The sequence below is a fragment of the Aeromonas sp. 55A genome, from assembly GCF_051919665.1.
Taxonomy (GTDB): domain Bacteria; phylum Pseudomonadota; class Gammaproteobacteria; order Enterobacterales; family Aeromonadaceae; genus Aeromonas; species Aeromonas veronii.
In genome coordinates, this window is the sequence record NZ_JBQBEH010000008.1 from 2606147 (window position 1) to 2627640 (window position 21494).

General features: G+C 61.3%; 19 protein-coding genes. 7 read left to right on the forward strand and 12 right to left on the reverse strand.

Translation table 11 applies throughout. From position 1 onward, the window contains the following. Positions 1–9 precede the first annotated feature (9 nt). Positions 10–870 carry a Tim44 domain-containing protein gene (locus ACTG2G_RS16210; protein ID WP_088868600.1) on the reverse strand — a complete coding sequence of 287 codons (861 nt, stop codon included), beginning with the start codon at positions 868–870 and terminating at the stop codon, positions 10–12. Between the two features lie 363 nt (positions 871–1233). On the opposite strand from ACTG2G_RS16210, the gene dnaB reads away from it, so the two are divergent. The 3 genes from dnaB (at position 1234) to ACTG2G_RS16225 (ending at position 4312) form a co-directional block, all read left to right on the forward strand. Beyond that, complete coding sequence (dnaB, locus tag ACTG2G_RS16215; RefSeq protein ID WP_026035132.1) at positions 1234–2628, forward strand: replicative DNA helicase; 1395 nt, start codon at positions 1234–1236, stop codon at positions 2626–2628. A gap of 191 nt (positions 2629–2819) precedes the next feature. Further along, positions 2820–3893, forward strand: a complete 1074-nt coding sequence (alr, locus tag ACTG2G_RS16220; RefSeq protein ID WP_042060915.1) for an alanine racemase — start codon at positions 2820–2822, stop codon at positions 3891–3893. Further along, a complete protein-coding gene (locus ACTG2G_RS16225; protein ID WP_100653021.1) occupies positions 3893–4312 on the forward strand; it encodes a secondary thiamine-phosphate synthase enzyme YjbQ in 420 nt (139 codons plus the stop codon). Before alr ends, ACTG2G_RS16225 begins: the two co-directional genes overlap by 1 nt. Before the next feature lie 104 nt (positions 4313–4416). Here ACTG2G_RS16225 and pepE read toward each other — a convergent pair whose 3' ends face one another. The 8 genes from pepE to ACTG2G_RS16265 all read right to left on the reverse strand — a co-directional run bounded on the left by pepE (position 4417) and on the right by ACTG2G_RS16265 (position 14380). Further along, positions 4417–5142, reverse strand: coding sequence for a dipeptidase PepE (pepE, locus tag ACTG2G_RS16230; RefSeq protein ID WP_439985631.1), 726 nt, complete (start codon positions 5140–5142; stop codon positions 4417–4419). 248 nt (positions 5143–5390) lie between these two features. Continuing rightward, positions 5391–7199 (reverse strand): carbon starvation CstA family protein, encoded by a 1809-nt coding sequence (locus ACTG2G_RS16235; protein WP_033114626.1) that lies wholly within the window; start codon positions 7197–7199, stop codon positions 5391–5393. Positions 7200–7412: 213 nt separating this feature from the next. After that, positions 7413–8150, reverse strand: a complete 738-nt coding sequence (btsR, locus tag ACTG2G_RS16240; RefSeq protein ID WP_043850340.1) for a two-component system response regulator BtsR — start codon at positions 8148–8150, stop codon at positions 7413–7415. Beyond that, positions 8144–9838: a LytS/YhcK type 5TM receptor domain-containing protein gene (locus ACTG2G_RS16245; RefSeq protein WP_421386150.1), complete on the reverse strand. Its 1695-nt coding sequence runs from the start codon at positions 9836–9838 to the stop codon at positions 8144–8146. The genes btsR and ACTG2G_RS16245 overlap by 7 nt, the downstream gene beginning before the upstream one ends. A 246-nt stretch (positions 9839–10084) precedes the next feature. Continuing rightward, positions 10085–11446 (reverse strand): endonuclease/exonuclease/phosphatase family protein, encoded by a 1362-nt coding sequence (locus ACTG2G_RS16250; protein WP_439985632.1) that lies wholly within the window; start codon positions 11444–11446, stop codon positions 10085–10087. Between the two features lie 230 nt (positions 11447–11676). Continuing rightward, the gene (locus ACTG2G_RS16255; protein WP_236320799.1) at positions 11677–12489 is read right to left on the reverse strand and encodes a heme ABC transporter ATP-binding protein; all 813 of its coding nucleotides are present in this window, start codon (positions 12487–12489) and stop codon (positions 11677–11679) included. Positions 12490–12500: 11 nt separating this feature from the next. Continuing rightward, the gene (locus ACTG2G_RS16260; RefSeq protein ID WP_429204431.1) at positions 12501–13532 is read right to left on the reverse strand and encodes a FecCD family ABC transporter permease; all 1032 of its coding nucleotides are present in this window, start codon (positions 13530–13532) and stop codon (positions 12501–12503) included. Continuing rightward, on the reverse strand, positions 13529–14380 hold the full coding sequence (locus ACTG2G_RS16265) for a heme/hemin ABC transporter substrate-binding protein (protein WP_429204429.1): 852 nt from the start codon (positions 14378–14380) through the stop codon (positions 13529–13531). Before ACTG2G_RS16265 ends, ACTG2G_RS16260 begins: the two co-directional genes overlap by 4 nt. 170 nt (positions 14381–14550) lie before the next feature. Here ACTG2G_RS16265 and hutX point away from each other — a divergent pair, with 170 nt between their 5' ends. Both hutX and hutZ read left to right on the forward strand, forming a co-directional pair. After that, complete coding sequence (gene hutX, locus ACTG2G_RS16270) at positions 14551–15063, forward strand: heme utilization cystosolic carrier protein HutX (protein ID WP_005362516.1); 513 nt, start codon at positions 14551–14553, stop codon at positions 15061–15063. Then, complete coding sequence (gene hutZ / locus ACTG2G_RS16275; protein ID WP_005335257.1) at positions 15060–15617, forward strand: heme utilization protein HutZ; 558 nt, start codon at positions 15060–15062, stop codon at positions 15615–15617. Before hutX ends, hutZ begins: the two co-directional genes overlap by 4 nt. A gap of 87 nt (positions 15618–15704) precedes the next feature. Here the strand turns inward: hutZ and ACTG2G_RS16280 are convergent, their stop codons facing one another. The 3 genes from ACTG2G_RS16280 to ACTG2G_RS16290 are packed head-to-tail and all read right to left on the reverse strand — an operon-like array spanning position 15705 to position 17677. Continuing rightward, on the reverse strand, positions 15705–16088 hold the full coding sequence (locus ACTG2G_RS16280) for a hypothetical protein (protein WP_429204427.1): 384 nt from the start codon (positions 16086–16088) through the stop codon (positions 15705–15707). A gap of 37 nt (positions 16089–16125) precedes the next feature. Then, positions 16126–16680 carry a cysteine hydrolase family protein gene (locus ACTG2G_RS16285; RefSeq protein ID WP_005348211.1) on the reverse strand — a complete coding sequence of 185 codons (555 nt, stop codon included), beginning with the start codon at positions 16678–16680 and terminating at the stop codon, positions 16126–16128. Positions 16681–16705: 25 nt separating this feature from the next. Continuing rightward, positions 16706–17677 carry a ChaN family lipoprotein gene (locus tag ACTG2G_RS16290; RefSeq protein WP_429204425.1) on the reverse strand — a complete coding sequence of 324 codons (972 nt, stop codon included), beginning with the start codon at positions 17675–17677 and terminating at the stop codon, positions 16706–16708. A 193-nt stretch (positions 17678–17870) separates the two neighbouring features. On the opposite strand from ACTG2G_RS16290, the gene ACTG2G_RS16295 reads away from it, so the two are divergent. Then, the gene (locus ACTG2G_RS16295; RefSeq protein ID WP_429204423.1) at positions 17871–19976 is read left to right on the forward strand and encodes a TonB-dependent hemoglobin/transferrin/lactoferrin family receptor; all 2106 of its coding nucleotides are present in this window, start codon (positions 17871–17873) and stop codon (positions 19974–19976) included. A gap of 289 nt (positions 19977–20265) precedes the next feature. Next, on the forward strand, positions 20266–21420 hold the full coding sequence (locus ACTG2G_RS16300; RefSeq protein WP_005362507.1) for a 3-phenylpropionate MFS transporter: 1155 nt from the start codon (positions 20266–20268) through the stop codon (positions 21418–21420). The last annotated feature ends 74 nt before the right edge of the window (positions 21421–21494 follow it).

Genomic DNA, 21494 nt, shown 5'->3' on the forward strand with positions numbered 1-21494 from the left:
ATCTAAACCTTACAGCTGCTCGATCCCGACGATATGCCAGGGGGCATTGTTCTTGGCCAGATCGCGCTCGAGGTGCCACACCTCTTTGATGTCTTCTTCGACCTGCTCCTGACGGTCCATGTAGCGGCCGCTGAAGCGCACGCTCACCTGGGCCCAGTCGCTGCCATAGTCAGCACGTACCAGCTGGGTGTCGACATACATTACTTCTGTGTGCTGGTCGCCAGTCAGTTCGGCGCGCTCGGCTTTGAGCTGTTCAAACAGCTCGGGGCTGACGTATTCGCGCACTTTTTCCAGATCGTTCTTGTTCCACGCCTCTTGCAGGGTGCGATAGTGATCGCGGGCACCGGCCAGGAAGCCGTTCATGTCAAAGCCCGGCGGCAGGCGGAACGGCACGTCGCTGTCGGCAAAGCCGGTGGCTTGCGGGGCGCTGTTGCTCTGCTCAAATTGCTGCGGGGCCGCGGATTGCGGTGGCTGATAGCCCGCATAGGCCGCCTGTTGTGGCTGTGGCGTCGCGACCTTGCCCTTGCGCAGGGTACGGATCAGGAACACGGCCCCCAGCGCCAGCAGGGCGATCAGCAGGAAGTCCATTCCTTGCAGACCTTCAAAGGCACCGCTGCCCAGCAGGTAGGCAAACAGGCCGCCAGCCAGCAGGCCGCCCAGCAGGCCACCCATCATGCCGCTCTTTTTCGGCGGAGTCTGGGCATTCAGTGTCGGATTCTTGTTGTCGACCGGTTTGGCCGCAGGCTGGGCCGGCGCAGTTTTGTAACTTTTACCAAAGGATTTGCCGCCGCCAAATTTCTTGGCTTCGGCGTGAGGTGCCCCCAGGCCAATGGCCAGGATCACGGCAAACAGGGTCAGCATCTTTTTCATTTTGACTCTTTTCACTCTCGTCTGTGGGTGGGGCATGCTCCGCTTTGGCAAGCTCAGCAAGGCGCATGGCAGGCTGCCTGTCCCTAATTGTGTCGCAGCTTGTATTCATCAATATCACCTCTGGCATGAATTATTCATGAACGAGGTTGCCGCGATGCGGCGTCAAACAAGAGGAGTAAACCGGATGAAAAGCAGAAGATTGAGTCGCAAGGAGCGCAAAATGCGAAGCAAAATCAAAATGGTCAAGGTAGAGCAGACTCTGGTTTGGCCCTTTATGATGGTATGAGCCGCCAGATAGGGCTCGCCGTAGTTGGCTTTCTTTTGTAAAATTCCCGTCCCCTTCCCGCTGCGGTTTTTATGTGTATGGCAGAGCAAGTGACGGCGAAAAAAGACGCCAAGACACAACAGCTGAAAGTTCCTCCCCACTCTTTTGAGGCCGAACAGTCCGTACTGGGCGGCCTGATGCTGGATAACGATGCCTGGGATCGGGTTGCCGAACGGGTTATCGATCAGGATTTCTACAGCCGTCCGCACCGGTTGATCTTCCAGGCCATGACCCGCCTCTCCAACGCGGGCAACCCCATCGACCTCATCACCCTGCAGGAGGAGCTGGAACGCTCCGAACAGCTGGAAGAGGCGGGTGGCTTCGCCTATCTGGTGGAGATCGCCAAGAACACCCCGAGTGCCGCCAACATCAACGCCTACGCCGAAATCGTGCGCGAGCGGGCGGTGGTGCGAGAGATGATCTCGGTCGCCAACGAGATAGTTGAAGCGGGTTACGAGCCACAGGGCCGTACCTCCGGCGATCTGCTGGATCTTGCCGAGAGCAAGGTATTCAAGATTGCCGAGCAGCGCACCAGCGCCAACGAGGGGCCCCAGCCCCTGAAGCTGATCCTCGAGCAGACCGTCGACAAGATTGAAGAGCTGTTCAAGACCCCGCACAACGGGGTGACCGGGGTATCGAGCGGTTACAACGATCTTGACAAGATGACCGCCGGTTTGCAGCGTTCGGACTTGATCATCGTGGCGGCCCGTCCCTCCATGGGCAAGACCACCTTTGCCATGAACCTTTGCGAGCATGCGGCCCTCACTGCCGACAAGCCGGTGCTTATCTTCTCGCTGGAGATGCCCTCCGAGCAGATCATCATGCGTATGCTCGCCTCGGTCGGTCGCATCGATCAGACCAAGGTGCGTACCGGTCAGCTCGACGACGAGGATTGGGCGCGCCTCTCCTCCACCATGGGATTGCTGCTCGAGAAGGGCAAGATGTATATCGATGACGCCTCCGGCCTCACCCCGACCGATGTGCGCTCCCGTGCCCGTCGGGTGGCGCGCGAGCATGGCGGCCTATCCATGATCATGGTGGACTACCTGCAGCTGATGCGGGTGCCGGCGCTCTCCGATAACCGTACCCTGGAGATCGGCGAGATCTCCCGCTCTCTCAAGGCCTTGGCGAAAGAGCTGCAGTGCCCGGTGGTGGCGCTCTCCCAGTTGAACCGAAGCTTGGAACAGCGGGCCGACAAGCGCCCGGTCAACTCGGACCTTCGTGAATCGGGCTCCATCGAGCAGGATGCGGATTTGATCATGTTTATCTATCGTGATGAGGTTTATCACGATGACAGCCCGGACAAGGGGATTGCCGAGATCATCATCGGCAAGCAGCGTAACGGCCCTATCGGAAGAGTGCGTCTCACCTTCCAGGGTCAGTTCTCCCGGTTCGACAACTATGCCGGTCCGGCGTTTGATGACGACTATTGATGTAAACCCAAGGTGATGGCGGATTAGCCATTACCACGACTGCCCTGACCGATAGCCAGTCATTGGTTGCCGCTCAGGGCCTGTTTTCCCGGTTCGACAATTATGCCGGTCCGGCCTTCGACGACGATAAGTGAGTGGCGGTCTTCTGCCCGATGAGGGGGAGACCATTTGTGCCCTCGTAAGGGAAAACCATGAAAGCGGCTACTGCCCAAATCAACACTGCGGCCTTGCGCCACAACCTCGCCGTGGTCAAGCGCCACGCCCCCGCTTGCAAGATCATTGCTGTGGTCAAGGCCAACGCCTATGGCCACGGACTGCTGCCGGTCGCCCGCACCCTGGTGGATGCGGATGCCTATGCGGTGGCCCGTATCGAAGAGGCGCTGATGCTGCGCTCCTGCGCCGTGGTCAAACCCATAGTGCTGCTGGAGGGCTTCTTCTCTGCCGATGATCTGCCGGTGCTGGCGGCCAACAACCTGCAGACGGCGGTTCACACCTGGGAGCAGCTCGAAGCGCTGGAGCAGGTCGAGCTGCCAGCGCCCGTGGTAGCCTGGCTCAAGCTCGACACCGGCATGCACCGGCTCGGGGTGCGGGCCGACGAGATGCCCGCCTTTATCGAACGACTCGGCAAGTGCAAGAACGTGGTGCAGCCGTTCAACATCATGACCCACTTCAGCCGCTCCGATGAGCTGGAGCAGCCCACTACCCGCGAGCAGATCGATCTCTTCAGCCGTCTCACGGCACCGCTGGCGGGAGAGCGTGCCATGGCCAACTCGGCGGGCATTCTGGCCTGGCCGGACTCCCACTGCGACTGGGTTCGCCCCGGCGTCATCCTCTATGGCGTGTCGCCCTTCCCCAACACGGTGGCGGCTGATTACGACCTGCAGCCGGTGATGACCTTGAAGACCCAGCTGATTGCGGTGCGGGATCACAAGGCGGGCGAGCCGGTGGGCTATGGCGCCAACTGGGTGTCGGATCGCGATACCCGACTCGGGGTGATCGCCATCGGCTACGGTGACGGTTATCCGCGCATGGCGCCCAATGGCACTTCCGTGCTGATCAACGGCCGCATCGTGCCGCTGGTGGGGCGTGTCTCCATGGATATGAGCACGGTGGATCTTGGGCCCGGCGCCACCGACAAGCCCGGCGACGAGGCGGTACTGTGGGGCGAGGGGCTGCCGGTAGAGCGGGTGGCCGACGAGATTGGCACCATCCCCTACGAACTCATCACCAAACTCACCTCCCGCGTCTTTATGGAGTACGTTTGATGTGGCAGCAGTGCCTGCTGACGTTGAAGCCCCGTTCGCGGGGCTTTCATCTGGTGACGGACGAGCTGGTGGCCAAGTTGCCGATGCTGGCGGATTACCGGATCGGCATGGCCCACCTGCTACTGCAACACACCTCCGCCTCGCTCACCCTCAACGAGAATTGCGACCCCAGCGTGCGCAGCGATATGGAGGCCCATCTGCACCGGCTGGCGCCGGAAGATGCCCCCTACTATCGCCACACCTATGAGGGGGCGGATGACATGCCCGCCCACATCAAATCCTCCCTGCTCGGGGTGAGCCTGCTGCTGCCAGTTCGCGATGGTCAGTTGGCGCTCGGCACCTGGCAGGGGATCTGGCTTGGCGAGCATCGCATCGATGGCGGTGCCCGCAAGGTGTTGGTGACCCTGCAGGGTGAGTAATCAGGCTGCAACCAGCTGAAAGATGAAGATAAAAAGAGGGATGGCGCCGAGCCATCCCTCTTTTGTTTCTACGGTGTTGTGAGTGACCCGTTTGCCGGTGGCTCTCAGCGCACCTTGAACGGCGTCAGCTCGGCCAAGGGGCTCGCGTCCATAAAGGCTTGCGGCTCCTGACCGTGTTTGAAGATCTTGAAGTCCTGCTCGCGGGCGCTCCAGTACTCCAGACGCTCGCCACTTACCTGCAGCAGGCTCGCTTCACGCAGGGCCACCACATATTCGCTCGGGTTGATGGCGCAGAACTCGGCCAGACGCTCGTCGCGGGTTTCGCCCATGTGTCCGCTGATGCTGGCATCCAGATAGTGCGGGTTGATCTGCAGCGGGAACAGGCCCAGCGCGGGCAGCACGGCGGCGTTGCAGACCGGCATGTCGTTGGTGGTGCGGATGCTCGGGGTCGCCACGTTGCAACCGGCGCTCCAGCCCACATAGGGGACGCCCCGTTCGCGCACGGCACGCTGGATCGGCACGATCAGGCCGTTTTCATGCAGCATCTGGTTGAGGCGCCAGGTGTTGCCGCCACTGATAAAGATGGCGTCGGCCTGATTGACGGCCGCGACCGGATCATCGAAGTGGTGAATGCTGATGGTCTCGATCCCGAGGCTCTCGGTAAGTTCGTTGGCGCGGGCATCCCAGTCGCTGCGGATCACCGCGTAGGGGATGAGCAGGATGCGCTTGACCTGTTTGCGGGCCAGCAGGCTTTGAACCCGAACGCGGGCCCAGCCGAGCAGACCCGGAAATTCGTTGGCTTTACCATTGCTAAGCAGAAGCAGTTCCATCAGATACGTCCTCAAAAAGTGAAAGCGGAGGAGGGAGGGCCACCGGATCCGCCGTGCGGCCGGATGGCAAGAGGAGGCATGCTACCACCATTGGCGCGGCGGTTCTGTGATCGGGGGGCCTATTCAACCGCTATGGATGGGTGATGCCATGCCAAGCGGTGGATTAATGAGCCGTGGTCAACTTGTCACCTATCGCCAATAAAAGACCCCGCCGCAGCGGGGTCATGTCGGGAAAAGCCACTCGCCCATCAGGAGGCGGTTGCCTCGACCACCTTGTAGGAGGGCTGCTGGCGCAGCTTCCACAGTTCGCTCCATTTGCGCAGGGCGGAGAGCAGGATCAGCATTCCCAGCACCAGCATGATGAGGGAGATGATGCCGTTCATCGGGTTGTAGCCCTTGGCCGCGGCGTTGAAGTAGACGTTGCTCATCATCCAGTAACCGGCGTAGTTGACGGTGACGAACAGATAGGCCAGCGGGATCAGGCAGGTCAGCATGTAGCGGCGCTTGCTGGCCAGTCGCAAGATGATGGTGGCACCGATGATCAGGCCCACCGAGGCCATCAGCTGGTTTGAGACCCCGAATAGCGCCCACACAGATCCGATATCACCGGACATCAGCAGATACCCCCACATCACACAGGCGAGCACGCTGGCCCCGATGGCGCCCGGCATCCAGTCGATGCGCTTGAGGGGCGGGTAGAACTCGCCGAAGAAGTCCTGAATGAGGTAACGGGAGACCCGGGTGCCGGAGTCGACGGCGGTTAAGATAAAGACTGCTTCGAACATCACCACGAACTGAAAGAAGTAGGAGGCGAGGTTACTGAACCAGGGCACCTTGGTGAAGATGTAGGACATGCCCACCGCCAGGGTGACGGCACCGCCGGTGCGGCCGTTCAGATCCATACCGATCTCCTGGGAGAGGAACGGCAGATCCACCACCTGCATCCCCAGTTTGGCGAAGGCCTCCGGGGTGGCGTTGATGGCGAAGTAATCCGCCGGGTGCAGGGCAGTGGCGGCGATCAGCGCCATCACGCCCACCACGCACTCGGCCAGCATGGCACCGAAGGCGACCGGCAGAATGTCATTCCACTTGTCCACCAGTTTCGGGGTGGTGCCTGAGCCGATAAAGGCGTGGAAGCCTGAGATGGCGCCACAGGCGATGGTGATAGAGATAAAGGGCCAGACCGGGCCACCCAGTACCGGGCCGCCGCCGTGGACAAACTGGGTCATGGCGGGGAACTGGATCTCCGGGTTGATGCAGATAACGCCGATCACCAGCGCGCCGAACACGCCGATCTTCATAAAGCTGGAGATGTAGCCGCGCGGGGTGAGCAGCAGCCAGACCGGCAGCGCGGTAGCGAAGAAGGCGTAGATGGGCAGCGCCAGACTGATGGTCTCAGCACGCAGGGTCAGCCAGGCACCGAAGGCGCTCTCCTGCACGTAGGGGCCAAAGAAGACGCAGGCCAGCACGGCGGCAAAGCCGACCCAGGAGGCGGCTTGCAGGTTGCCGGTCAGCTTGTGCCAAATTCCCACCACCATGGAGATGGGGATGGTCATGAATACCGCGAACACGCCCCAGGCGTTACGCTCCAGCGCGTGTACCACCACCATGGAGAGACCCGCCATGGTTATGGTGATGATGAAGAGCATCGCAAGGCCGGTACACCAGCCGGCGATAGGGCCGAGTTCGGCCTTGGCCACCTCGGAGAGGGACTTGCCCTGATGCTTCATGGAAGCGAACAGCACGACTGTGTCGTGCACCGCGCCGCCGATGACGCAGCCGATTAGCAGCCAGAGAAAGCTTGGCAGGTAGCCGTACTGGGCGGCCAGTACCGGGCCGACCAGCGGACCGGCGGCGGCGATGGCCGCAAAGTGCTGGCCGAAGTTGACCCACTTGTTGGTCGGCACATAGTTCTTGCCATCTTCCAGCTGGTGGGAGGGGGTGACCAGTTTATCGTCAGCCTGCAGCACCTTGCGCACAAAGAACACGCCGTAGAGGCGATATGCGATGGCGAGGATGCAGAGGGCCGCAATGACAAAAGTGATTGCGTGTTGCATGGGGGAGTTTCCTTTTCCTGTGGCCAATCTGGCCGGGCTCAGGCTGCACTTTACGCAGGCGACAGGGAAAGGGGAGCGCAGAAAAGGTCAGTGGCAGAGGGTCGCCCGCGAGCGGCAGAAAAGCGGCCCCGAGCGGTTTGAGGGGGGAGCCGGCGGGCGTGGCAAGCGGGTGAGTGATAACGGGCAGGGGAGCGGGGTGAGTAGCCCGCGCCATCAGGGGATCTCCAGTAGCTCCTTGAGGGGCTTGAGGTAGCGGCGACTCACCGGCACCTTGTGGCCGCCCTGAGTCACCACTTCCGCCAGCCCGCCGTCCAGCAGCAGGATTTCGCGGATCTGGCCCGGATTGAGCAGGTACTGGCGGTGACAGCGCACGAAGCCGGTCTTCTCTTCCAGGGTGCGCAGGGTCAGCTCGGTGGTGCCCTGCTGCTGGCCGCTGATCACCCGGTTACCGGTGAGATCGCTGTGGATGAACTCCACCTCGCCAAGAGGTAGCAGCAGAATCCGGTTGTGGCCGCTACAGGGGATGCTGCGCAGGGGCTGGGCGATGCGGGTTGGATCCGGCAGCGGTTGGCCAGCTAATTCACCTTTGGGCGAAAGCAACCGCTGGATGCGCTCCAGCGCCTTGTTCATCCGCTCTGCCGTGACCGGTTTGAGCAGGTAGTCGAGGGCGTTCTCCTCGAACGCGCGCAGGGCAAACTCGTCGTAGGCAGTGATGAAGACGATGTGGGGGCGCAAGTCCGGGTCCAGCATGCTCACCAGCTCCAACCCGTTGATGCGCGGCATCTGGATGTCGAGAAACAGCAGATCGGGTTTCAAGCGATGGATGGCGGGCAGCGCCTCCATGGCGTGGGCACACTCTCCCAGCAGGCGGATATTGCCCGCCTGCTCCAGCAGCAGGCGCAGCTCCTCGCGGGCGAGGGGTTCATCGTCAACGATCAGGGCGGTCAGCATGGGCTCTCCTGCAGGGGAAGGGTGATCCTCACCCGGGTTGATTGATGGGGGACACAGTCGATGGCGACCCCGTACTCGGCGCCGTAACGGGCCTTGATGCGCCGATCCACTATGTTCATGCCAAGGCCGCTTCCTTCCTGTTTCGTCTGATAGAGCCCGGCGTTGTCGCACACCTCCAGCACCACCCGCTGTGCTTCGACCCGGGCAGTCAGGGTCAGCAGGCCGGGTTCGAGCATCTGGGAGATGCCGTGCTTGACCGCGTTCTCGACGATGGGTTGCAGGGAGAAGGTGGGCAGCCGGTACTCCAACAGCGGCTCGGGAATATGGCTCTGCACGCTCAGGTGCTCGGCGAAACGGGCCTGTTCGATGTGCAGGTAGGCGTTCACATGCTCCAGCTCATCGGCTAGGGTCACCTCGTCCCCCTGCCGCTTGAGGTTCTTGCGAAAGAAGGTGGAGAGGTTGTGCACCAGGGTGCGGGCGCTTTCGGGATCGCGCCGGATCACCGCCGACAGGGTGTTGAGGGCGTTGAACAGGAAGTGCGGGTTGATCTGCGCCTGCAACAGCTTGATCTCCGACTGGGCCAGCAGTCGCTTCTGCTCGTTGTATTTGCCCGCCAGGATCTGGCCGGAGAGCAGCCGGGCAATCCCCTCTCCCAGGGTGCGGTTGATGGAGGAGAAGAACTTGCGCTTGGGCTCGTAGAGCTTGATGGTGCCCACCACTGAGCCCTCTTCCCCCCGCAGCGGAATGACCAGCGAGGAGCCGAGTTTGCAGCAGGGATGGATAGTGCAGCTGTAGGGGATGAGGTTGCCATCGGCATAGACCACCTCGTTGTGCTGGATCGCCTTGAAGGTGTGCCGGGAGTTGATGGCGGTGCCCGGCAGGTGGTGATCCTCGCCGATGCCGATAAAGGCGAGCAGCTTCTCCCGATCGGTGATGGCCACCGCGCCCACCCCGGTCTCCTCGTAGAGAATGCGCGCCATCTGCTGGCACGCCTCCTGAGTGAAGCCCTTGTCCAGCACCCGCATCGCCCGTTCGGCGATCTTGAGGGCGCGGGCGGAGAAGGCGACCGAATACTTCTCCAGCATGGCGCGGTGATCGAGGATCATCCGCATGAACATGGCGGCCCCCAGGGTATTGGCCACCAGCATGGGGGCGATGATGTTCTCGATAAGGTGGATGGCATCATCGAGGGGGCGGGCCACCAGCAGGATGATCCCCATCTGCATCAGCTCGGCGACCAGCGCCACCGAGCCCACCACCCAGGGGCTGAACAGCAGATCGAGCCGGTGGCGGGCGACGAAGTGGCGGTGCACCAGACCGCCGAGCAGTCCCTCGGCGATGGTGGAGAAGGTGCAGGCCAGCGCGGTAAAGCCTCCCAGCGAGTAGCGATGGATGCCGCCGGTGAGCCCCACCAGCAGTCCCACGGCCGGGCCGCCGACGATGCCCCCCAGCACGGCGCCAATGGCGCGGGTATTGGCGATGGAGTCTTCGATCCGCAAGCCAAAGTAGGTGCCCATGACGCAGAAGCCGGAGAAGATGAGGTAGCAGAGGATCTTGTGGGGCCAGCTCAGGGTCACCTGAGTGAGCGGCATGAACAGCGGCGTCTTGGAGAGCAGCCAGGCGATCACCAGATAGACGCAGAGCTGCTGGAACAGCGAGATCACAAGAGTGAATTGTTCAAACGCCACGGCTCGTTGCCCCGGTAATGGTTGGTCATTTAATGGACGCGGAGTATTAGCAAACCCCATACCCCCTTGCAAGGCAGGGGTATCGGAATGGTGGCGTAGCGCACGATTTGCCGAATCGTCTGCCGTAGTGGCGGGCGGTAACTGTCAGGTTACTCAGCATGGAGCTTGAAGCAGTAGCAGACGTGGCGATATTGCGGTTACAAAAAGGGGGCCAGAAGGCCCCCGAACTGGCTGTCAGTGGGTGGCTCAATCGAGTTTGAGATCGACCCATACCATGCGGTGATCCGAGCTGACCCCTTTGGCGATGCCGAGTTTCGCATCATAGACCAGGTGATAACCGGCCTCGAAGCTGGCAGGCCAGAAGACGCCGCTCTTGACCGCGTTGAGGTTGGCGGAGGGGATAACGTGATCCAGCTGCAGCACGCTGGAGTTGGTGATGCGTTCCGGGTTGGGGCGAGTGAGGTTGCGTTTGCAGTCGGTCCCCTTGCTGACACACTCCGGGCCCCCTTCGCTGACCGGGATCAGGGTGCCATTGGTGATGGCCTGATTCATCAGCGGGTTGTTAAGGAGATCCTGAATGGCGGTCAGGTCGCCGTCACCGGTGAGCGGATCGGCGTTGAGATCACCCGCGATAACAAACTTGGCGTTTTTGGCCAGCCCACCCTTGGTGCCCTTGTCATCGGTCATGTAGTTGAGACCCTTGACGTAGTCATTCCAGAAGGCGATCTCGGCGCGGTTGTGTTTGACGGTGTGGCGCGCCGCATTGGCAAAGATTGGCGGGGTCGGGTGGGAGATCAGGAAGTGGATCACCTCTTCCCCCTTCTCGGTCTTGATCCGTACCGGCACATCGGCATGGTTCTTGGAGGAGAGCGGGTACTGCTGCCAGGCTGCGTCTGAATACCAGGCATCACCACACTGGCGGCCGGCCGGGATCTTGACCTTGGGATTGTTGCAGTCATCGATGATGGGGTTCTGCTCGCCCGGCATATCCTTCCACTTGAAGTTCTGGAAGGTACGGATCTGCTTGGTGTCGATGGGGTATTTGGACATCACCGCAAAGGCATACTGGCCGTGATAGTTGCCAAAGCCCCAGGCATCGTCGGGGCCGCTGTTCACCTTGCCATCCAGATTGAGGTCATAACCGCTCATCAGGCCGGTGTTGGTGGCGAAGTTCTGCATCACCGGATAGCTGATGGCCGTCACCTCTGCGTGCTGGGCGTGAGCCAGATAGTTGTCGTTGAAGGCTTTCAGGTCGGCGGTGCTCTCGCCTTTGCCGTCGTTGTCGAACTCGTTGAGCAGGAACACATCCGGGCGGGTGCGCTGGATGATCTCCGCCACGTTGCGGATCTGCTGCACGTTCTTGGCTTTGGTTTCAGTGGCGCCGCTCAGGCTCCCTTCGGCGAGGCGGGCCAGCAGGCCATCCTGCTCGGTGCGGGTCAGCGCCAGCTCACCGGTCAGCATACCGGCGGCAGTGCGGTCAAAAGAGAGGTTGAAGGTGGCAAAACGAACCATGGGATCAGCTGCCTTTGAGTCGTTGTCGCTGTTGCAGCCAGCCAGCATCCCGAGGGAGATGGCGGCAGCCAGTAGGGTCTTGTTGATATTCTTCATTGTAATTATTCCGTAGCATCAATGAGTTATGCCTTCTGTGAGGCGGCGCCATTATAAGTAGACGGAGATGCTGCGGGGATTTTGCCTGAGCAAAGTGTGAGGATATTCACACCACATATCTGGCGATGATGAATGTTAGCAGGGCGATATGGGGTGTGAAAAACCGGTTTATACGCTGCAGTTTTCGGGATGAATGGCGTATTTCCTGCCGTTACCGCACTCTGAATTTGTCACACCACCATCGGCAGGCCGCTCTCGGGGTGGTGGATCACCTGTGCCGGATAGTCATAGAGACGGGCGATCAGCTCAGGGGTCAGCACTTCGGCAGGTGTGCCATCGGCCATCAGCTTGCCCCGCTCCAGCATCACCAGCCGGTCGGCATAGCGCGCCGCCAGATTGAGGTCGTGCAGCACCACCAGCACCGCAGTATTGCGGCTGGCGAGGGCGCGTGCCATGGTGAGCAGCTGATGCTGGTATTTCAGATCCAGCGCCGAGGTGGGCTCGTCGAGCAGCAGCAGGCGGGGTTGCTCGGCCTGCTCGGTCGGGGAGGGGGCTTGCCAGATCTGCGCCAGCACCCGGGCAAACTGCACCCGCTGCCGCTCGCCGCCAGAGAGCCCGGGATAGAGCCGCTTGGCCAGATGCTCGACCCCGGCATGGGTCATGGCCGCCGCCACAATTTCGTCACGCCGCGCCGCCGGTTCACTGTGGGGCAAGCGCCCCATGGCGACCACTTCCTCGCAGAGAAAGGGGAAGTTGAGTGAGGAGCTTTGCGGCAATACCCCGAGTCGGTGGGCCAGCTGGCTGCTGTCCCACTGCTGGCGATCTGCGCCAAACAGGGTGATGGAACCCTCATATTCCAGCTCGCCGGTCAGACACTTGAGCAGCGAGCTCTTGCCCGCCCCGTTGGGGCCTAGCAGCGCGGTGAGGGTGCCGCTCTCGAGACTAAGATCGAGCCCATCCAGGATCTGGCGCTGGCCACGGCGCAGGCTGAGTCGGCTGCAGCTTAACAGGGGAGAGGAGAGTGAGGATGAGAGTGGTTGCATAACAGTCCGTATCACAGGGCGCGGCGGCCTTTTACCAGCAGCCAGATGAAGAAGGGGGCGCCGAGCAGGGCGGTGATGATGCCCACCGGCAGCTCGGCCGGGGCCAGCAGGGTGCGAGCCAGCATGTCGGCCGCCAGCAGCAGGGCGGAGCCAAGCAGGGCCGAGAGCGGCAGCAACCTGACATGGTTGGGGCCTGCCAGCAGGCGCACCAGATGGGGCACTACCAGCCCGACGAAGCCGATCATCCCCGATACCACCACCGCCACCCCGACGCCTGCTGCGGTGAGCAGAATAAGGCGACGTTTGAGGGATTGCACATTGACCCCCAGATGACGGGCCTCTCCTTCACCCAGCAGCAGGGCGTTGAGGGGATTGGCATCGCGCATAAAGAGCCACAGCAGGGCCGCCAGGGTGAGCAGGGCCAGCGCCACATCTGCCGGTTTGCCTGCAGCCAGCGTTCCCATCTGCCACAGGCTCAGGTTGCGCAGCATCTGATCGTCCGCCAGATAGGTGAGCAGGCCGATCACTGCACCGGAGAGCGCCGTGATGGCGACCCCGGCCAGTAGCATGACGGTGACCGAGGTGCCCCCCTCACGGGTGCCGAGCAGATAGACCAAGGTGGTGGTGAGCGCGCCGCCGAGAAAGGCGAGCAGCGGTAGCAGGCCAACCCCGATGGTGGCTTGCAGCTGCTGGCCGAGGGGGGCCAGCAGCACGATGGCGAGCGCCGCGCCGAGCGCCGCACCGCCGGAGACACCTATGATGCCGGGGTCAGCCAGGGGATTGCGAAACAGCCCCTGCATCACGGCGCCACAGAGCCCGAGAATCCCCCCCACTGCAATGCAAAGCAGGGTTCGCGGCAGGCGAATTTCCTGCACGATCAGCAGCTTGTGTGACTCTATCCCGCTCTCCTGCCCGGCAAACAGCGCCCGCAGACTCTCGCCCAGGGTGAGGGTCATGGGGCCGGTTGCCAGCGAACCGAGCAGCAACAGCGCCAGTGCGGCCGTGGTAAAGGCCAGCAGCCAGGAGAGGGGTAACCGCATCATGACCCCTGCTTGATCCACTGGGCGATCTGGTTCGCCTGTTGCAGGGAGTTGAGGCTCAGGCCCCCTTGCAGGGCGTGACCGTCGATGGCGTGAATGGCGTTGCGCTTGCCTGCCGGGGTAGCCGCCAGGGCGGGCACTTCTGCCAGCACCTTGGCCGGATCGGCATACTGCTGCCAGTCACGACCGCTGACCAGCACCAGATCGGGCTGCATCTCGATGAGGGATTCGGCGGATACCGGCTTGTAGTTGCGCAACTCGGCGACCGGATTGATGCCGCCTGCCAGCGAGATCAGCGCGCTGGCGGTGGTGTCACCTCCGGCGATGCTGGTGGGTTGCCCCTTGTGCAGCAGCAGGAAGGCGACCTTGAGCGGTTTGTTCTGTTTGGCTTGCGCCGCCAGCTGAGCGGTCTGGGCCTGGATCTCTGCCTTCAGGCGATCGCCTGCGGCTTTGTCGCCCAGCAGGCTGGCGAGGGTGTCGATACGCTGGTTGAGGTTGGCGAGAGTCGGCGCGGTATCCAGCACCTCCACCTTGACCCCGGCACGGCGCAGCTGATCCAGGGTCGGGGCCGGGCCCATCTCGTCGCTGCCCACCAGTCGGGTGGGGGAGAGGCTCAGGATCCCTTCGGCGGCCAGCGCCCGGTGATAGCCCACCTTGGGCAACCCTTTTGGCAAGGGGCTGCTGACATCGGTGGCGATCAGGCTCGATTCACCGCCAAGGGCCAGAATGAGTTCTGTGGTGGCCGGGCCGATACTGACGATACGCTCTTTCTGGCCGTCGGCGGCAACGGCAGAGAAGGAAGAGAGTGAACTGCAGAGCAGGGTGATGGCGAGGGCAAGACGACGGCCCATGCTAACCTCCGAAGGGGTGAATGAAACGGGTGTGCCGCCGAGAATATCAAGGCTTTGGAAAAAATGCACTGATAATGATAGCAATTATCAATTGCATTGATTCCAGTGCTTTATTAGAGTAGCCGCCATGATAAACAGCGGGACGATCTGGTCCCGCAGAGGGAGAAAACATGAGCATTGCACAACGCATTCACGCGCTGCTGGAGCAGGATCCCGGCGCTCATCCGTCCACCCTGGCGGCCCAGCTTGCCATCAGCGAATGGGAGGTGGTTCGCCATCTGCCCGCCGAGCTGGTGACCCTGCTGCCCGCCGATCGCGCACAAGGTCTGCTGGAAGATCTGGCCGACTGGGGCCCGGTGACCACCATCGTCGAATCAGAAGGTTCCATCTTCGAGGTAAAAGCCCCCTTCCCGAAAGGCAAGGACGCACGCGGTTACTACAACCTGATGGGCCGCGACGGTGAGCTGCATGGTCACCTCAAGCTCGACAACGTGGCGGGGATTGCGCTGGTCAGCAAGCTGTTCATGGGCAAGGAGGGGCACTCCTTCCAGTTCTTCGGTCACTCCGGCCGCTGCATTTTCAAGGTCTATCTGGGTCGCGACGAGAAACGCCAGCTGCTGGCCGATCAGGTCACCCGTTTCATGGCGCTGCGCCACAACTCTCAAGAGGAAGTCAAAGCATGAGTGAACGTCAGGAGCGTCTGCAGAACCGCCTGCAACCGGAGATCCGCGAGTTTCGTGACAGCTGCCGCACCCTGCAGCTCGCCACCGTCGATGGCGAAGGCAATCCCAACGCCAGCTATGCCCCGTTTGTGCTGCAGGAAGATGGCTACTATGTGCTGATCTCCGAGATCGCCCGCCACGCCCGTAACCTGCAACAGGTGCCCCGGGTATCCCTGATGCTGATCGAGGATGAGAGCGGTGCCCGCGAGCTGTTTGCCCGCAAGCGCTTGACCTTCGATGCGGTGGCTGAAGTGGTAGCCCGTGACGACGCCCGCTGGAGCAAGGCGGTCGCTGCGCTGGAGGGACGTTTTGGCGAGATCATCAAGGGTCTCTCCAACCTCAAGGATTTCAAACTGTTCCGCCTCAAGCCGGAGCAGGGGCTGTTCGTCAAGGGCTTCGGCCAGGCGTTCGCGGTCTCCGGTGACGAGCTGGTGGATTTCGTCCATCTGGTGGAAGGGCACAAGCGCATCGACAACGGTGCCGAGCTCACCAGCCCGGCCGATGCGCCGGTCTGACGATCCCTGTCGACCACGACAGCCGTCATAACAAAACGGGCAGCCACTGGGCTGCCCGTTTTTATTGCGTTATCTCATCCGGCCTTTTCAATCCTGCCAGTTGGCCTTGTTGGGAAAGGCGCGACGATCGGCGTCGGTGGCCGTTTCGTTGCATTCTCCCCGCACCTTCCAGGAGGTCTGGCTCAGCACTATGTAGCCCTGGCGGCAATACTGCTTGGCCGCCAGGGTCTCGGTCAGCAGGTTCTCCTGCAACGCCTCCCGCTGCTCCAGCAACCGTTGACTCTGGGCCGCTGAGAGGCCGCGCGGCAAGGTTTCGTTGGGCGCGGCTTCAAAGGTGAACCGCTTGCTCCCCTCCTCGTTGATGTGGGTCAGAAACAGGGGTTCCGGCCCGTCATACTTCTGGCCGGGCAAGCTGGAGCAGGCCGACAGCAGGGGAACAATCAACAGCAGGGTGGCAGACAACAGGCGCACGACAGACTCCAGTGAGAAACGAGGCGAGGCTCGCAGATTAGCATGGCTGGAGGGCGGGTGTTACTGCCAGCAGCTCGTCGGTGGTGAGCAGGGTCACACTGCGTCCCTCCGGCAGGCTGAGGTGGCGCCACATCCAGTGATGGTGCTCGGTGATCTGGGCCGCGCTCAGGTGGGGGCGATCGGCGGTGGTGTGACCATCGCTCAACACCAGCACCTCGTACCCATGGGAGGCCGCACTGCGCACCGTGGTATCGACGCAAAAATCGGTGGCGCAGCCACAGAGAATGAGTCGATCGACCGGCTGCTCGGCCAGCAGGAAGGCAAGCTCGGTATCGAGAAAGCTGTCACAGGCTGTCTTGCGCACCCGGCTCTCCCCCTTGGCCGGTTGCAGCGCACTGTGCAACTGCCAACCCGGGGTGCCCGGTTCCAGTTCGGTACCGGGGGGCGAGTCATGCTGGATATAGATGACCCGTCCCTGTTGCTGCCTGACATGGGCCGCAGCCCGGTTGATATTGGCCAGCACCTGCTCCTGGCGGTAACGGGGCTCGTTGAACAAGCCTTGCTGCACATCGATGATCAGTAACACATCCATATTTTACCCGCCGTTTCCTTGAAGATTAGGGTTGCAGCCACTGGCTGCAGTCACGACTGCGGGATTGATGCAGCGCGCCCATATCTTGCTTCATCTCGTCACTGTTTTGCCAGCGCTTAGGCAGCGGCATGATGGTTACCTGCACATCGGCTGCGGGATCTGCAACAGAGGTCTCATCTGTACGGGGCACGACCAGCGCCACCTTGAGGGCAGGATTGCGGCTGGCGATGCGACTGGCGAGCCCAAGCCCCCCCTCGACGTGGAAATTGCCGGCGATATGCATGATCTGCTGGCCCGGGTGCTTGGCGAGATAATCCACCATGCTCTCGGCCATGGTGTCATCCCAGCTGGTCTGGGCGGCGAAGCGGCGGGCGTTGCTGTCGGCATCGCCGTGGTGCATGGAGGCCATAAATTTCAGGCGATAGGGATCATCCCCCAGTGTCAGCTGGCGGGCCAGCTGGCTGCGGCGCGACGCGGGCAGTTTGTCGAGCCACTCAGCCCCCTCCTGACCGACACAGCTCACCAGCGGTTTGGGGGCGTTGGCGGCGATCACCGGCATCTGGTGAGCTTTGGCAAACTCCACCAGCGGGCGGTAGTCGCTCGGATAGTTGGGCCAGGCGTTGCCTTCGCGGATCAAGGCCGCTTCACCAATCTGGTTCGCCAGATAGGCATCCAGCGTCTTCTGATCGGCGCGGCTGAACTGCTCCATGGAGAGGGCCAATGGCCGCCCGTGCTGCTGACCTGCGGTGTAGAGCCCGCTCAGCAGGCGCGCTTGCAACAGATGCACGGCGGGATGGCTGTGCAGCTCGCCCACCAGAATGATGTCGGCGTCGGCAATGCGCGCGATCGCCTGCTCCAGCGTCAGGTCTGCGTCTCCTTCGCTGCTTAGCCGGTAGTCATAGAGCGTCTGCAACTGTGATGACTGGGTCGGTTGGGTGGGGGTGGCACAGGCTGCCAGCAGCAGCGGCAGGGCGAGCAGGGGAAGTCGTCTAATCATGGGATCTCACGGCTGATATGCCCGGATGCCGGTGCATCTCGGGGGGCTAATAGAGAATAAGGGCAACACAGGGCGACAGTGTAAAACCAATTTGGCTCAAAACAAATGAGAATGATTTCGTTTCTTGTTGATCTTTGTCGAGAGCCGGGTAATATGCGGCCTGTTTGATAACAGTTCTCAATAAGGATTCGCTGTGACCCATCATAACGCACTCTCTCTGGTTGCCCTCGCCGTGGCGGCCGGTCTCTCCTCCCAGGTCTTTGCTGCCACCCAGAAGGCGGATGAAGTCGTGGTCGTCAGCGGCTCACGGATGGAGCAAAAACTGGAAGATGTCTCCGGCCCCATCTCGGTGATCACCGCCAAGCAGATTGAAGAGCAGGTCGTCACCAACATCGCCGACCTGTTCCGCTACGAACCCGGTGTGACCGTGCTCGGCGGTCAGGGGGATGCGCAGACCTTTATCATCCGCGGCATGGGTGAAAACCGGGTCAAGGTGGTGCGCGACGGTGTGCGCCAGAACGATGCCTACAGCAAGGGCGGGGTTGGTCAGAGCTACTTTGATACCGACATGATCAAGCAGGTGGAAGTGGCCAAGGGGCCCGCTTCTGCCGCCTACGGCTCCGATGCGCTGGGTGGCGTGATTGCCATCACCACCAAGGATGCCAGCGATTTCCTCAAGGGCAAGGACAGCTATCTGGATGTGACCAGCGGTTACGCCTCCAGCAGCCACCAGAAGATGGCGGGCTTTACCGGCGCCTTGCGCACTGGTGAAGTGGAGAACCTGCTGCGCTACACCTGGCGCGATGGCGGTGTGACCCAGAATTTCGACTCCACCAAGAACGACTTCGATATCGGTACCCACGCCCTGCTGCTCAAGAGCAAGTGGAACCTCTCCGATGAGCAGTTCCTCAAGCTGACCGTTGACTACCTGACCGATGGCGAGGAGCCGGATGCGGTTAAGCTCAACAAGGTCGGTACCGGTACTGCCCGTGTCTTTGATCAGCCCATCACCGACAAGCAGACCGACAACATCTCAGTGGTGCTGGATCACGGCATCGCGCTGAATCAAGGCTGGGCCGATCGGATGGATAGCAAGGTCTATTTCGCCCGCACCAAGCAGACGCTGGATCAGTACGCCTCATCCAAGTATCCGGTTAACCCGCGCAACCCCTATGTGACCAAAAACTCGCTGGATCACAACGTGTTCGATCAGAAGAACATCGGCGCCCAGCTGCAGTTCCACAAGGCGGTCGCCAACCACCGCCTGGCCTGGGGGGCTGAATACGAGCACACCGACAACGAACGTACCCGTTACAAGGGGCCGACGACTCCCGGTGATTTTGTCGGCTACAACGAGCTGAGTTTCCCGGCTACCACCAGCGAGCGCAGCGCCCTGTGGGCCTTTGACGAGATCAAGTTTGGCGAGCGCTGGGTACTGACCCCGGGTGCCCGTTATGACTACTACCGGATGACCCCGGACAACGATCCTGCCTACACAGGCGACAAGCTGCACAAGTTCTCCGAAGGGGAGTTGTCACCCAAGCTGGGTCTGGTGTTCAAGGCCCACGAGGCGGCCAACCTGTTCGCCCAGTACAGCCACGGTTTCAAGGCCCCCATGTATGACAGCGCCTTCTCCACCCTGAACCATCAGGCTTACGGCTATCGCATCGAGCCCAACCCGAACCTCAATCCGGAGAGCAGCGACGGCATCGATCTTGGTGTGCGTGGCAGCAGCAACGGCTTCAGCTATGAAGTAGCCAGCTTCTACAACAAGTTTGAAGACTTCATCGAGATGGTGGAAGTGGGCAAAGAGGGGCGCACCGCCGTCTATCAGTACCAGAACCTGAGCAAGGCGACCACCAAAGGGGTCGAAGCCAAGGCGGATTACTGGCTCAACGACATCGTCAATGTCTGGGGCAACCTCGCCTACATCGAAGGCAAGGATGGGGATGGCAACTACATCAACAGCCTGAGCCCGCTCAACGGCTCGATCGGTGTGCGTCTGGAACAGTCCCAATGGAACTTCAACACAGCGCTGCGCTTTGCTGACGACATGGACAAAGTCCGTAAAGACAGCAAAGGCAACGATTACGTGAAGAGCGCCGGTTGGGGTGTGGTTGATATGTACGCCCAGTTCAACCCGATGACCGACCTGCAGCTCAACGTCGGGGTCTTCAACCTGTTTGACAAGGAGTACACCAGCTACGAGCGCATCGCCGGTCGTGATGCAGGTTCCGACAACAGCCTGATGACCGAGCCGGGCCGCAACCTGAGTGCACGGGTCAAATACGTATTCTAAAGAGCAAACAACAGACGCAGATGATCAAAGGGGCTTCGGCCCCTTTTTTGTCGCCGCCATGTTGTGACGATGGCGCAGAGCAGATGTTTGACTAAAAAAGAAACCCGCCATGGGCGGGTGGAAGGATTGCAACACTAACCAGGAGGAGGTGTTACCAGGTAGACCCCACCTCTTCGGTAATAGTTCAATTTTATTGAATTTTTTTCGTTTTCTGCGCAGGGTTTCCATCGGGATCTGCGGGGGAGGATGGGTTATCATTCTGCTCCCGTCATCCGGTTGCAGAGGATCTATGCCCGCGTTTTCCTGGTTAGCGCTCTTTTTCGGCGCCTTCTATTTTGTCTACGGTGCTTACTTGCCGTTCTGGTCGCTCTGGCTGGAGGGGGTGGGCGTCAGCGCCGAGATGATTGGTCTCCTGCTGGGGGCGGGGATGGCGATCCGCTTTGCCGGCAACCTGATGGTAATGGGGCAGATCAAGGGGGCAGGGCATCTGCTGCCAGTTACCCGGTTGCTCTCCCTGCTCAGTCTGCTGGCGTTTCTCGGCTTCTACCTCAGTCATAACCTCTGGTGGCTGGTGGGCTTGACCTTGCTGGCGAACTTTATCTATCCGACCCTGATGCCGGTGGGGGAGGCGCTGGCGACCCGCATGGTGGTGCAGGCCCATCTCGATTACGGCAAGGTGCGGCTGTGCGGTTCGTTTGCCTTTATTGTCGCCTCTACCCTGGTGGGGGCGCTGGTGGGCAACTTCGGTAGTGACTGGATTTTGCACACCATGGTGGCGGGGCTGGTGCTGATGCTGCTGCTCAGCTGGCTGCCGCTCTATCCGGCGCCACAGGATAGTCAGGGGGAGCGGGCCAAGGCCTCTTTGCTGGCGACTCTGCGCAGTGCACCGGTACGTCGCTTCTTGCTGCTGACCGCTTTGCTGCAGGGGAGCCACGCCGCTTATTACGGTTTCAGCGCCATCTACTGGAAGGCGCAAGGATATAGCGGCACCATCATCGGCTATCTCTGGGCGCTCGGGGTGGTGGCCGAGATCTGCATGTTTGCCGCCGACAAGCGCTTCTTGCAACGCTTTGGCGCCCAGAGTCTCTTTATTGCCGGTGCCATCGGTTGTGTGGTGCGCTGGGTATTGCTGGGTGCCTCGACCGAGTTGTGGGTACTGGTGCTGGGGCAATTGCTCCACTCGGTGACGTTTGGCATGAGCCATCTGGGGGCGGTGCGCTTCATGACTCGCCAGCTGCCCGCCGAGCAGTTGATCCCGACCCAGGCGCTCTATGCGGCCCTTGGCCTCGGCATGACGGTGGCGGCCCTGATGGCACTTTGCGGCGTGCTGTTCGAGCCTCTCGGCGGCGGCATCTTCTTCCTGATGGTGCTGGTGGTGTTGCCGGTGTTCTTCCTGCGGCTGCGCCCCTTTGCGCCCTCTGCGCAGGAGAGTGCTCCAGCCTGATATTTGTCTATTTGAATCATCACCTAACAAAAGGGAGAGCCACGGCTCTCCCTTTTTCGTTGTCGCGGTTGCGC